This is a genomic window from Alistipes provencensis, assembly GCF_900083545.1.
GTDB lineage: Bacteria > Bacteroidota > Bacteroidia > Bacteroidales > Rikenellaceae > Alistipes > Alistipes provencensis.
In genome coordinates, this window is record NZ_LT559262.1 from 1,356,361 (window position 1) to 1,370,702 (window position 14,342).

Below are 14,342 nucleotides of genomic sequence, written 5' to 3' on the forward strand. Positions count from 1 at the left end.
GAGGAACCGAATTATGAAAAATACGATGATAAAATATACCGTAACCTGCATGCTGGGAGCGTTCGCCTTGTCGGGTTGTTCCAACTTCGAGGAGATGAACGTGAACAAGAACGCATTGCAGAGTTCCAACGCCACGAGCTTCGTGCAGCCGATCACCTTCGGGTTCGAATACGCGCTGCTGAACCGCTCGTTCGATGTCAATTCGCAGCTGATGCAGTACACCGTAGGACGGCAGACTTCGGCCGAGCGCATCTACAACTACCGTTTCAACAACTCGATCGTCAACTATCTCTGGCAGAACGGCTACCGCTGGGCCGGGAATGCTGAGACCATGCGTGTGCAGGCCGAGAAGGACGGCGACCAGACGGGTCTGGCCCTCTCCTATATTCTCAAGGTGCTCACCCTGTCAACCATTACCGATACCTATGGCGATGCGCCCTATTTCGAAGCGTGCGAGGGGTATACCCAGAACAAGTTCAGCCCGGCTTACGACAAGCAGAAGGAGATTTACCGCGACATGTTTGAAAAACTCGAACTGGCCAACGAAATGCTGGCCGACGGGACCGACTTCGATGCACTCGAGGATTATATGTACGACGGTAAGGTGGCCCTGTGGCGGAAGTTCGGCAACTCGCTCTACGTCCGTCTGCTGATGCGTGTCGCGCTGAAGGATGAGTCCGAACCGAACGGCGAGAAGCTCGATGCCGTGGCGAAACTCAACGAGATTTTCTCCAATCCGGGTTCCTATCCCATTTTCGAGAGCCGTGCCGACGCCGCCAACGTGAAGTTCGATGCAACGGTCAATGCGCAGTACACGCCGTTCCACAACCTGCGCGCCGGACTCTGGAACAATAATATGATCTGCGAGCGCCTGATGGACGAGATGTACGATGAGGAGGAGAAACTGACGGACCCGCGTGTGAAATACTATTTCGATAAGCTGGTGGGCGTGCCGACACAGATCACCTATAATGAATTGACAGCCTATTTTGACACGGCGGCTCATTATCGGCGCAGCGTGATTCAGGACCGCGACCATTTTCCGCTGATGAACTATTCGGAGCTCTATTTCATCTGGGCCGAGGCGGCCTATCGCGGCTGGATCGCCGGGGACCCGGAGGAGTACTACCGGACGGCGGTGTCCGAGGCCGTTTACGAGTGGACCGACAATCCGTCGGTCGACCTCACGTCGTTCCTCTCCCATGCGCGCGTGTCGCTCGCAGCGCTCGACGGTGAGGAGGTGCTCGAACGCATTATGACACAGAAGTGGATTTCGAATTTCCTGGTAGGTATCGAGTCGTGGTGCGACTACCGCCGCACGGGTTATCCCGAGATGCCCGTAAAGGCGCTGGCCGACAACGACGGCATCCTGCCCACGCGCCTGCGCTACCCCTCCGACGAGGAGTTCCGCAACGCCGCCCACTACTCCGAAGTGGTCAACGGCTGGCTCGGAGGCACGAACAACATGACCACCAACGTATGGTGGGCCGACCACACCAACAAACGCAAATAACGGAAAGAACCTATGAAAAAGATATTTTTTCTGATCCTGGCGGCGACGGTCGTTTTTGCCGCCTGTTCGTCCGACGAAGGGACGTCGGGACCCGATAAACTGGAAATTGAACTGACCCCCGGTTGGGATGCTACCCGGGGAATGACCAGTTCGAGCCAGACGGCGCACGTCGCCGTGTCGCTCAATGCGGAAACCGTGCGTTGGACGGTTTCGTCGGACAGCGACTGGTGTGTTGTCGACGAAGAGACCGTCCACACCGGCAGTGGCGAGTTCACGATCGAGGTGACCGCCAACGATGATTTCAAGACGCGTAACGCCGTCGTTACCATCGCGGCCGGGGCGTATACTCGCCAGATGGAGGTCGACCAGTCGGGTAACATCTTCATCCTCAACCGGGTTTACTCTGTCGTGGCTCCCGGCGATACGGAGTCTTTCGACGTGGAGGTAAAAACCCTTTCGGAATGGCAGCCGGTGGATTCAGAGTGGATTCACGGCGAAGTGGTCGAGACCTCGGAGCCTGACGATCAGGGTATGACCACCTCGACGCTTCGTATCCGCTGCGACGCCAACACCTCTGCGGAAGGACGTTACGGTGTGCTGACGCTCGAGCCCACCGACGGGGTCGGCTACAGCACCTCCTATGCGGTTTACCAGTTCGGTACCGGCCTGTCGTTCGATGAGGAGAACCGGCTCGACCTGGCGGCCCGCGGCGAGGTTGAATTCAACATACAGGCTCCGTCCGAAGCTATCGTGGGCGTGACCTGCCCGACGTGGGTGACTTATACGCCGGGAACGGATGACGGGGAGACGGTGACTTGCACCTTCTCGGTCGGGGAGAACCCGAGCGATACGAAGACCGAGCGCGAGGCTACGATCGAACTGTCGATCAAGGACGTTGCTGCCAAGACCGAACTGCCGGCTATCAGGCAGGCGTTTTATCCGGCGGGCGGTATCGTTTCGGGCGCCGGCCTGAAGATGTTTGCCGAAACGTTCAACGCCGGCGGGGATGTCTCCGACTGGACCTCCGGCGAAGGCGGTAAGACGGTGCAGATATTGGGCGACGTCGATATGACCGATGTCGAGTGGACGCCTGTCGGAACGAAGGATCGTCCGTTCGACGGCATCGTTGCCGGTAACAATCATCTGATCCTGAACTGGAAAACCGCGCAGCCGCTCTTCGGCTATACGGCCGAGGGCTCGGAGATCGCTGACCTGACGATCGACGGCACGTCGAAACTGACTGCCGAGGCCATTGCTGCGGATGAATATGCTGCGGCGCTTGTCGGGGTCTGCAACGGTACGCTGCGGAATTGCAGTAACATGGCCGCGGTGACGCTCGATGTTGCCGCTACGGTCGACGGAGCGTGCGGCGTAGGCGGTCTGGTCGGTCTGGTCGGAGCGACCGGACGTGTGGAGAACTGTTCGAACGGGGGACTCGTCTCTTTGGGCAGCAAGGTGGTCTGCAACGATCTCTCGATCGGCGGCGTTGTGGCCCGGACGGAAGCCGGGGCCGTGCTGACGGGGTGTGTCAACGAAGGGGCCATCGCTTCCAGCGGAACAACGGAACCGAAAGAGAAGACCAATTGTCTTTATACGGGCGGTGTTGTCGGCTATGCTGGCGGTTCGGTCGAAAACTGCTCGACCGAGGGCGACAGATCGGTGGCTTTGAAGATTACGGCGGCTTATATGAGCTATACGGGAGGTATCGTTGGATGGGCAAACGATGCGGTTACAGGTTGTACCAATAAGCAACCGGTTTCGATCACGGCCAACCGCGAACAAAACGGAGTAGAATCTTGTCGTTATGCATATGCCGGTGGTATTGTCGGTAAGATAGCCGGCCCACTTTCCGATTGTAAGAATCGTGGGGCTATTTCGGCTCCGGCTGTTTGTACATTTCTTATTATGGGAGGTATTGCCGGTTCGTCGAACAATAGTGTTTCGGATATTATCAATGCTGCACAGATTACGCTTCCCGGTAATCCCGGTGGGGAAAGCGGACCGTTGAAAGAGAAGTTTTTGGGGCCTCGTTATGCTTTTGTCGGCGGTGCTGTAGGACAGTTAATGAGTTCTGGCTCCATTGTAGGTAATGGCGATACGACCAATTCGGGAGCTGTTACGGTCGATCTGATGGAGGTTCATGCAGAATCGTACGTTTATATTGGGGGTGTTTTAGGACAGCTTCTTGGTAAATCCGTGACCAATACGGTAAATGACGGGGCGATTTCAGTGAAGACTACTTCTCCGAATAATAAGGATGCAGTCAATTGGAATGTCCATAGTTTGGGCGGTATCGTAGGCCAAATAGGTGATGTTGCTGGTAAAACGATGGTAATTACAGACTTGGGTGCGTCGGTTACCGGTTCGAAAAATAATGCTGCTATCACCCACGAGAAGCTGCAGCGTAGCGATCGTAGTCCTGTTTATACAGGAGGTATTGTTGGATTTCTGTTTGCATCCGATTGTAAGGTTTCGGATTGTTCCAATAACGGTGCGATCAATGCGAATTATTGGAATAATCAGATCAACTACGGTGAAAAGGGGGCTGCGCGGGGTAATTTTGCCGGCGGTATCGTCGGAGCAGCCGTTGCGGCTGCCGATGCCGACGTCAATGTCATTTCGTCGGTCGAAAATTCAGGTACGATCATTTCCTATCGTGGATCGGCCGGTGGTGTGATCGGCTATGTAGACAGGGCGAAAGTGATGAATTGTGTTAATACGGGCGATTTTTCGACCGATTCAAGTGTTGCTCGTCTCGGTCGGGGTGGTGGTATTGTTGCCGCGGCTATGAACACGGAGATCGAAGAATGTCTGAATAGAGCTACCGTCGTGGCGGATGATACGGCAAATCCCATCACGGCCGGTGGTGTTGTTGGCGCTCTTTTGGAAGGCTCTGTTGTCCGAAATTGCAAGCATTACGGAACCCTCTATTGTCAGTTATATGGCAATAGTAAGTTTGTCGGCGGCGGCATTGCCGGGACTTCGGTTGACGGTACGACGATCAATGATTGCCGTTTCGGCGGCCAGTTCAAGGGTAAGAGTGGCGATCCCGTGGCCCTGACAGCCGACGATGTCTGCGGCGACAGCAACTTCTCTGGCTCGGGAAACACCCTCTGGGACGGAAAATAAACGGTTGGTTGGTGGTGGACGGGGCGGAGCTCCGCTTCGTCCCCTTTTTACAAAACGATGCGAATGGTACGAAAACTTGTTTTTGCGATTCTGGCCGGCTGGTTGCTGCTGACGGCCTGTGGCGGTAAAGATACCCCGGGCTATACCGGACCGGGGAGCGGCGATGCTACCGTCACGGGAAAGGTCGTCGATCAGCGGGGACTGCCCGTCGAAGGCGTGGTCGTGAGCGACGGAATGCTGACAACCCTCACCGACGAGGGCGGAAACTATGCGCTTGCCAGCGATCTCTCGAAGCGACGCTTCGTGCAGGTGACCATTCCGGCGGAGTACGAGATTCCGGTGAAGGACGGCCTTCCGCAGTTCTGGCAGCGCATTCCCGAGGGCTCGACCAAGGTCAAGGCCGATTTTACGCTTCAGGCCCGCCGAAAGACGGCTTCGCGCTATACGATCCTGATGACGGCCGATCCGCAGATCCGGTCGCGCAATGCCGGATTTGACAAGTTCGCTTATCATTCGATCGACATGTATGAGGATATGTGCCGCGACCTGCGTGAAACGGCTGCGTCGATTACCGACCGTCCCGTTTACAGCATCAGCCTGGGCGACCTGGTCCACAACGACATGTCGCTTTACCAGACCTATTGTAAAGGAATCGAGGATTTCGATTTCCCGGTGTTCAACGTGATCGGTAACCACGACCATGTGCAGAACGTGGCCACCGACCGCGAGGCGGTGGCGAAATTCGAGGAATACCTCGGTCCGACGTGCTATTCGGTCGAACTGGGGGAGCTTCACTTCATCTTCCTCGACAACATCATCATGAAGAACAATACGCTCGACCCGAATAATACGGGTGCCTACAGCGACGGACTTTCCGACGAGGTGTACAGCTGGCTGTGCAACGACCTAAAATATGTCGATCCGGGCAAGACCGTGATGGTCTGCGCACACAGTTCGATGTTCCGCAAACCCGGTTCCGAGCCTGCCGAGAAGGACAAGCACGGACCCGACTATGCTTCGCGCCTGTCGCAGTTCCCCTGCGTACACACCTGGGCGGGCCATTCGCACATCAATTTCAACTATGCCTATTCGGCCGAAGAGCTGTCCGCGAAATTTCCTAACGTCGAGTCGCACATCCTTGCCCGTTCGACGGGTGCGCTGTGGCTCAACGAGCGGATTTCGACCGACGGCACGCCGCGGGGTTATCTGGTGATCGACGTGGACGGCGAAGCGATTAGTTGGTACTATAAACCGTATGCTTACGAAAATGACGTACCTTCGGGGCTGAAACGCGACCATCAGATGCAGGCTTATGCACCCCGGAAGTATTACGACGACAGCTATTTCTATGTCAACGTCTGGGGCTACGACGCCCGCTGGAGCGATGTCTGCTATACCGACAGCGGGAAGCAGGGGGCGAAGATGACTCGGGTGGCCGCCTACGACGGAAATTTCGTGCAGAAGGCTGCCTATTACAACTCCGTTCAGGACAAGGCGACGTTCGAACCTTTCAAAACGACTCATATGTTCCGCATTCTTCCCACGGAGGGTGCGACCTCTGCGACTGTCGAAGTGACCGACCGTTTCGGTGAGCATTATACGATGACCGTGGATTGGTAGTGAAAACAGTATAGAACCGAAATTATGAAGAGACTCTTTTTGACGCTCCTTGCCGTGGTGACGCTCTTTACTGCGGTTGCTGGCGGTATTTCGACCGCCGCGGAGCTGGTCGCCTTTGCTGAGGCGGCCAATGCCGGGGGTGACCTCACTCCGTGGCAGAACGGGAACGGCGAGGTTTGCCTGACGGCCGACATCGACCTGGGCAAGGTCAAGCGTTTTGCACGCGTCGAGAATTTCGAAGGCGTGTTCGACGGTGGAGGTCATGCCATTCAGAACTGGAAGGCCGAGGGCGGTCTGTTCCGGCTGGTTGCCGAGGGCAGCGTCGTGCGCAACGTGGTAATTGCGGCCAGTTGTTCGATGAAGGTGTCGGACGACGGCGACGAGCCTTTCTTCGCGGGTTTCGTGGCCGATGTGAACCACGGCGTTCTGGAACGCTGCGAGAACTACGGTTCGATTTCGCACCGCTCCTCCCGGTCGCAGCACGACAACTATGTGGGCGGGGTCTGCGGCATGAACAAATACATCGTCATCCGCTGCAAGAACGGCGGCGAGATCATCTCGACGGGCAACTGCCCGTCGCTGGCGCCGACTGCCGAGCCGCGGATGTATCTGGGCGGCGTACTGGGCGGAAGTTTCGGGCGTTCGCTGCCGGGGGCTTTCGTGGCCTACTGCGAGAACACCGGTCGGGTGAGCTATTCCGGAGCGTTCATCGTCTCCCATATCGGCGGCATTGTGGGCTACAACATGCGCGTCAAGACCAAGTTCTGCATCAACCGCGGGGAGATCGTCTCGGCGGCGCGCGGCGTTGAGGAGGGCAGCGACCGCTACTGTCAGGAGATGGCCGGCGGCATCTGCGGCATGGCCAAGGGCGACGTGATGTGCTGCGACAATTTCGGGGCCGTCACCACCCGCGGGCACGCGTACAGCCTGACAGCGGGCATCTGCGGCTCGGCGCACGAGTCGCTGACCGTCGGCGACTGCGATAACTTCGCCCCCGTGACTTCGACGAGTACTTATCAGGCCGCCGTCGGCGGGATCGTCGGGCTTTCGGGACGTCCCGTCGTCGTTGCGCATTGCCGCAACAAGGGCGCCGTGCGTTTCGACGGCACCAGCGTCGACCGCCGTTCCTGCGCCGCCGGCATCGTGGGCGATATCTACGCCAAGAAGGATGCCGTTTATGCCGCTTCGGTCCGCTACTGCCGCAACGAGGGCGACGTCTCCTGCGGGCTGGGCGAGAATACGCGCAACAGTGCCCGGGGCATTCAGGCGGCGGGTATCGTCGGCTTCATCAACGGCAACGAAAAGGTGAGCGCCGACATCCGCGACTGCGTAAACACGGGCAAGGTGCGTTCTGAATCGGGGCGTACCGCGGGCATCTGCGGGTTCGCCAGTTATTGCGATTTCGACGGCAACGAGAATCTCGGGACCGTCGAAGGGGCCGGGGCGCTGCTGGGCGGCATCGTCGCCGCTTTCGAGCGGGGGACCCTGACGAACTGCACCAACCGGGGCGACGTGCTGGCCGAGGCCAAAGGCGAAGCGGGTGGTATTGCCGCGACGACCTGGACCGGCGGGAATGCCGGTATCGAGGGCTGCCGCAACAGCGGGGTGGTGAAAGGCCTCTTCGGCCTGACGGCGTCGATCCTGGGCGAAGGCCGCTCCGAGAGCGACCGCATCGGGGCGTGCGGCGTCGGCGGAGCCGTGGGTACCGTGACACAGAGCCGTGCGGCGGCTCCGAAGGTCACGCCGGAGAATTTCGGGCAGTTCATCACCGGGCGCAACGTGGCGAAGAACAACGCGACTGTCGACGAGACGAGCTGCTATTATTGGGATGGAAACAACTAAAATACAAAGGATATGAAACGTTTTCTGATATATTGCTGGGCGTTCGTCATCAGTTGTGCGGCCTACGCCCAGATACCCAACGTGACGGGACGGGTGACCTCCGCCGACGGGGCGCCCGTCGCCGGGGTCGTGGTCAGCGACGGCCTGAACTGTACGCAGACCGATGCCGAGGGCCGCTATGCCTTGACCAGCGATCTGGACCAGCGCCATTTCGTGTTCATTTCGGTTCCGGCCGAGTATGAGATTCCTGCTTACCGGGGGTGTCCGCAGTTCTTCAAGCGCATCGACCGCTTCCAGAAGGAGGTGAAGGCCGATTTCGTGCTCGAACCCCGCAAGGAATCCGCCGTGCATCACACGCTGTTGATGCAGGGCGACCCCCAGATCAAGAATTACGGCGTAGACGGCTCGGCCGAGGCTTACCGGTCGGTGGTGATCCCCGACATGATCCGCATGCGCAGTTCGATCGAGACCCCCTGCTACGGCATCAATCTGGGCGATCTGGTGTACAACGACATGAACGTCTACAACGCCTATATGGACAACACCGAGCGGGTGGACGTGACGACCTTCAACGTGATCGGCAACCACGACCACGACCAGACGACCATCCTGAGCGACTCGCTGGGTACGGTCTATTTCGAGATGTACCTCGGCCCGACCTGTTATTCGGCCAATATCGGCAACATGCACTATGTTTTCGTGGACAACATCCTCTACGGACGCGAGAACGCCTCGAGATCCTATGAGCTGGGGCTGAGCGACGAGATCGCCCACTGGCTCCGACAGGACCTGAGCTATGTGCCCAAGGACAAGACGATCATGATCTGCGCCCATTCGCAGATGTTCAAGAAGTACAGCAGCTTCTCGACCCGCAACAAGAACTACGCGGTCTACCGCGACGAGCTGCTCAAGTTCAAGAACGTCTATTCGTGGGCCGGGCACAACCACCACACATATATCTACAACTACAACCGTTCGGAGCAGATGCCCATCGAGAACCTGACGGCCGTCACCGTCACCCGTTCGACGGGTTCGCTGCGCCTGAACAAGCACCTCAACAACGACGGTACGCCGCAGGGCTATATGATCGTCGATGTCGACGGCGACGATGTGTCGTGGTATTTCCACTCGTGCGGCAAGGACCGCAACTACCAGATGCGGATTTATTCGCCCGTGAGGACCGCCAGCGATTATGTGCTGGCCAACGTCTGGACATGGGACGATGCCTGGGGGCCCGTCGAGTGGTGGGAGAACGGCGTGAAGGTGGGCGCGATGGAGCCCTGCGAGGAGTTCGATCCCGATTACATGGACCTCTACGCCACGGTGACGAATAAGACCACCCGCAAATACTGCCAGCCCGCGAAGTCGTTCCACATGTTCCGTATCAAGCCTTCGGCGGGCGTAAAAGAGGGCGAAGTACGGGTGACCGACCGCTTCGGAACGACATATACGGAACGCGTGAGCTGGTAAGGTACGGTTTTGGATACCGTTCCCGCAGTCAGCTTACCCGACAGAAGATGTTCCATTCCGGAGACCCATATTTCGGCTATACCGAACAGGAGGTAAAAGAGGTGTTCACGGCTCTTTATCCGCGACTGTGTGCCTATATCAACGGGGTGACCGACCGCGGGGACCTTTGCGACGACATCATTCAGGAGATTTTTTACAAGTTTCTCCGGCGCCGGCCTTATCTGGATCGCGCCAAGGTGCCGTCCTATCTCTTTTCGATGGCTCATAACGAGTGCCTGAACTGGCTGCGGCAAAATAAGATACTCTACAACAGTGTCGACCTGGCGCGGCTGCAGGAATCCCGGTCGTGGGAGACGCTCGCCATGAGCGATTTCCTCGATGCACCCAACGACTCGCCGCTGGCGACGCTGCTGATCGAGGAGGTGCTGGCGCTGTGCGACCGCCTCCCGCCGCAGACGGCGCGCATCTTCCGCATGAGCCGTATCGAGGGGATGACCAACCGCGAGATCGCCGATGCGCTCCATATCGCCCAGCGGACCGTCGAGAAACACATTTCGCTTTCGATCCGCTGGTTCCGGCGCTCGTCGCGTTTCAAGGGATATTGGTCCGATCCGGGATAGAAATGATTAGACAATAAAACAAATCTGCTATGAAGAACCTGTTTATGCTTTTTTTTGCCGCAGCGGCCGTTGCGGTGCAGTCGGCCCCGGCCCGGAGTTTCCGAGCCGCGACCTATAACGTGCGCCAGCTCAACGCGGGCGACGACGCGAAGGGCAACGGCTGGGAGCGACGGCTTCCGGTCATCGCTTCGCTCATCCGGTACCACGATTTCGATATTTTCGGCGCTCAGGAGGTGTTCCACAGCCAGTTGGAGGACCTGCTCGGGGCGCTGCCCGGCTATGGCTATACGGGTGTCGGCCGGGACGACGGCGCCGAGGCGGGCGAATATTCCGTGGTATTCTACAAGCGTGACCGTTTCGAACTGCTCGATTCGGGGCATTTCTGGCTCGCGGAGGACAGCACGCGCCCGAACAAGGGCTGGGACGCCAAATACGTTCGCATCTGTTGCTGGGGGCGCTTCCTCGACCGTGAGACCCAAGAGCGCTTCTGGTTCTTCTCCCTGCACACCGATCACAAGGGCGAACGTGCGCAGGTCGAGAGCTGCCGGTTGGTGTTGGATAAAATCCGGATGATGTGCCGTGGCGAGCGGGCCGTGCTCACGGGCGATTTCAACGTCGGCGAAACGAGCGAAAGTTACGCCGTGCTGCGCGATTCGGGGCTGCTTTCCGATACCTACGACCTGGCCGAGATCAAATATGCCTGGACCGGTACGGAAAACGGCTTCGATCCCGACCGCAAGACCTTCCGCCACATCGACTACCTCTTCGTGACGCCCGGTTTCCGGGTGCTGCGCTACGGCATCCTGACCGACACCTACCGCACGGAAGAACCAGAGGGCAGTGCGAAACCCTTCCGGGCTCGGACTCCTTCGGACCATTTCCCCGTGCTGGTCGAGATGGACTTTGCCGAATAAAATCACCGTAACCTGAAACTATTCCCGAACAAACGAATGAACATACTCTCTTTCTTTCGCAAAAGCGAGCCTTCGGCGCCCTTCACGGGTGACGACGCGGCGCGCATGAAACTCTACAAAAAGCTCCGTTTCCAGAGCTTCATCGCCGGCACGGTCGGCTACAGCCTCTATTACGTCTGTCGCACGAGCCTCAATGTGGTCAAGAAGCCGATCCTCGAAAGCGGGGCGCTCGACGCCACGCAGCTGGGCATCATCGGCTCGGCGCTGCTGTTCGCCTACGCCATCGGCAAATTCGTCAACGGATTCCTCTCCGACCATAGTAACATCAAACGTTTTATGGCTGCCGGACTGTGCGTCTCGGCCGTCGCCAACCTGCTGGTCGGGGCGTTGGGCTTCGCCAACGGCGGGGGCATGGTCGGCAACATGACGCTCTTCGTAGCCTTTGCCGTGATGTGGGGCGTTAACGGCTGGTCGCAGTCGATGGGCGCGCCCCCGGCGATCATCGCCCTTTCGCGGTGGTATCCCCTGAGCAAGCGCGGCACCTACTACGGATTTTTCAGCGCCAGCCACAACCTCGGCGAGTTCCTTTCGTTCCTCTTCGTCGGGGCCGTCGTCGGCATCTTCGGCTGGCAGTGGGGCTTCGTCGGGTCGTCGGTGGCCGGGGTACTGGGCGTGCTGGTGATCGTCTTCCTGCTGCACGACACCCCCGAATCGAAGGGACTGCCCCCGATCGAGGTGCTGACCGGCGAGGAGTCTCCCGAACAGAGCCACGACCACGAGTCCACCTCCGAGCTCCAGCGTTCGGTCATCCGCAACCCCTTCGTCTGGGTGCTGGCGCTGTCGAGCGCCTTCATGTACGTTTCGCGCTACGCCATCAACGGCTGGGGCGTGCTGTTCCTGCAAGAGGTCAAGGGATATTCGCTGGCCACGGCCACGCAGGTCATCTCGGTCAACGCCCTGCTGGGGATCGTCGGAACGGTCTTTTCGGGATGGTTGTCCGACACGCTGTTTCACGGACGCCGCAACGTGCTGGCATTCGGATTCGGCGTGCTGAACACCATCGCTCTGTGCCTGTTCCTCTACTCGGGCGACAGCATGTTCGTCAACCTGCTGAGCATGGTGCTCTTCGGCATGGCCATCGGGGTGCTGATCTGCTTCCTCGGCGGACTCATGGCCATCGACATCGTGCCGCGCGAAGCCACGGGTGCCGCACTGGGTATCGTCGGAATGGCCAGTTACGTCGGCGCCGGGTTGCAGGACATCGTCAGCGGCTGGCTGATCAATTCGGGCAAGACGGTTGCGGACGGCGTCACGACCTACGATTTCGACACGGCCATCATTTTCTGGATCGCCGCCTCGGCCCTGTCGTTCGTCCTCGCGCTCTTCGTTTCGCAACGTTCACACGCAAAATAAATGAGTATGAAAAACAAAACTGTTATTCCTGCTATCGGGGCTCTCGCACTGGTTTCGTCTGCGACGGCCGCTACAAAGCCGAACATTCTGATAATCGTAGTGGATGATATGGGGTACTCCGACCTCGGGTGTTTCGGCGGGGAGATTTCAACCCCCAATATCGATAAGTTGGCTGAGCAGGGTGTAAGGTTTACCCAATTTTACAGCAATCCGATGAGTGCACCGACGAGGGCGTCCCTATTGACCGGTTTGTATCCGACCAACGCGGGTATCGGAAATATGGGGCTTGAAACCACGGTGAAGGAGTACCAGAATTATCTCAGGCACGATTGTGCAACTGTCGCCGAGATATTTAAGAATGCGGGATATTACACCTACCAGAGCGGTAAATGGCATGTAGGACAGGATGAAGGGCAAAAACCGGTCGAACGGGGTTTCGACAAAGGATTTACGATGATAGGGGGTGCTACGGATTACTATGAGCCGTTAGGGATGTACATGGATAACGAGCCGTGGAAAGCTCCGGAGGGCTATTATATGACCCACGCTGTTACGGAGAAAGCCGTGGAATTCATCAATGAGGTCAGAGACGCGCCTTTTCTGATGTATCTGGCATACAATGCGCCGCATTGGCCGTTGCAGGCTCCGCAGAAAGATATCGATAAGTATAAAGGCCGATATGACAGGGGGTGGGATGTGATAAGGAAGGAACGATTTGAGCGGATGAAAAGAATGGGTGTATTATCTGAGGACGCGGTTCTTTCCCAACCTGATGAAAAAGCTGGCCGGTGGAAATGGGACGTTCTTTCGGCTGAGGAGAAAAAGAAATGGGCAGGCCGTATGGAGATATACGCTGCCATGATAGATGTCGTTGATCAGGGGGTCGGACAGGTGATCGAAGCGCTCGAGAAACAAGGAGTGCTGGACGATACGATTATAATGTTTATGTCGGACAATGGTTCGTGTGCTGAAGAGCGTGCAAAAGTATATATCAAGGGGGTGGATAAGGATGCACCCCCGACGGTAGCCGGATCAACGATCGTTTACAAGGCACCTTGGGCGAATGTAAGCGCCACGCCGCATTGGAAATATAAAAGCTCGAGCTTTAATGGCGGAGTAAATGTACCATTGATCGTGCGCTATCCGCAGGTAGTGAAGCAGCAAGGCGGATTCAACAGGTCGGCGGCGCATGTAATAGATGTTCTGCCCACCTTGCTGGATCTTACGTCCACGAAGAAATTGACGTATATGGGTGGACAAAAAATGCAGGATTTGGATGGTGTCAGCATGAAATCGCTGTTGGAAGGAGGCGATAAGCCGATACATGACTATATCTGTTGGGAACACAGAGGAAAATGCGCTATACTGAAGGGCAATTGGAAGATGGTGCTTGATAATTCAAGCCAGCAATGGAGATTGTATGATCTGACCAGGCACGGAGGTGTGGAGATCGAAGACCTTTCGGCTCGGAATCTTCAAAAGATGGAAGAACTTTTGGCTGACTATAAGGAATGGATGAAAGAGAATAAGGTTATTCCATTTCCGGAACAACTCAAATTGCCGAAGAGGGATAAACAGTAAAAATAGACCTGTGAAACTATCTGCGGTTTTGATATTTACGGTTGCCGATTATTCGGCAAGCCGGCTCATGGGTAAAATGACGGAAGTAATGGGCTCTGCATCATATGCTTTAGTTGAATTGTAATCATCTTTCCAGAGGTAAGTTCTGCCATTTGCTAGTTTGGGACCATTGCATATTGTTTTCTAACTCCATTATGTCCAGTTACTAAGCTGTCTGCATATATAATGTATCGATTTGGT

Annotated in this window: 9 protein-coding genes; all 9 read left to right on the top strand. The window is 57.1% G+C overall.

All coding sequences use genetic code 11. The features are described from left to right. The first annotated feature begins 25 nt into the window (after positions 1-25). The 9 genes from BN5935_RS05370 to BN5935_RS05410 all read left to right on the top strand — a co-directional run bounded on the left by BN5935_RS05370 (position 26) and on the right by BN5935_RS05410 (position 14,102). Complete coding sequence (locus tag BN5935_RS05370; protein WP_235821025.1) at positions 26-1,513, top strand: SusD/RagB family nutrient-binding outer membrane lipoprotein; 1,488 nt, start codon at positions 26-28, stop codon at positions 1,511-1,513. 12 nt (positions 1,514-1,525) lie between these two features. Then, positions 1,526-4,642, top strand: a complete 3,117-nt coding sequence (locus tag BN5935_RS05375) for a BACON domain-containing protein (protein ID WP_064975214.1) — start codon at positions 1,526-1,528, stop codon at positions 4,640-4,642. A 63-nt stretch (positions 4,643-4,705) separates the two neighbouring features. Next, a complete protein-coding gene (locus tag BN5935_RS05380) occupies positions 4,706-6,262 on the top strand; it encodes a calcineurin-like phosphoesterase C-terminal domain-containing protein (RefSeq protein ID WP_082944036.1) in 1,557 nt (518 codons plus the stop codon). A gap of 24 nt (positions 6,263-6,286) precedes the next feature. After that, entirely contained in the window at positions 6,287-8,104 is a 1,818-nt protein-coding gene (locus BN5935_RS05385; RefSeq protein ID WP_064975215.1) for a hypothetical protein, read from the top strand. Positions 8,105-8,116: 12 nt separating this feature from the next. Next, positions 8,117-9,574: a calcineurin-like phosphoesterase C-terminal domain-containing protein gene (locus tag BN5935_RS05390; RefSeq protein ID WP_064975216.1), complete on the top strand. Its 1,458-nt coding sequence runs from the start codon at positions 8,117-8,119 to the stop codon at positions 9,572-9,574. 47 nt (positions 9,575-9,621) lie between these two features. Next, a complete protein-coding gene (locus BN5935_RS05395; protein ID WP_064975217.1) occupies positions 9,622-10,194 on the top strand; it encodes a sigma-70 family RNA polymerase sigma factor in 573 nt (190 codons plus the stop codon). A gap of 29 nt (positions 10,195-10,223) precedes the next feature. Beyond that, positions 10,224-11,108, top strand: a complete 885-nt coding sequence (locus BN5935_RS05400; RefSeq protein WP_064975218.1) for an endonuclease/exonuclease/phosphatase family protein — start codon at positions 10,224-10,226, stop codon at positions 11,106-11,108. Between the two features lie 36 nt (positions 11,109-11,144). Then, a complete protein-coding gene (locus tag BN5935_RS05405) occupies positions 11,145-12,521 on the top strand; it encodes an MFS transporter (protein ID WP_064975219.1) in 1,377 nt (458 codons plus the stop codon). 6 nt (positions 12,522-12,527) lie between these two features. After that, positions 12,528-14,102, top strand: a complete 1,575-nt coding sequence (locus BN5935_RS05410) for an arylsulfatase (RefSeq protein WP_064976847.1) — start codon at positions 12,528-12,530, stop codon at positions 14,100-14,102. Positions 14,103-14,342: the final 240 nt, after the last annotated feature.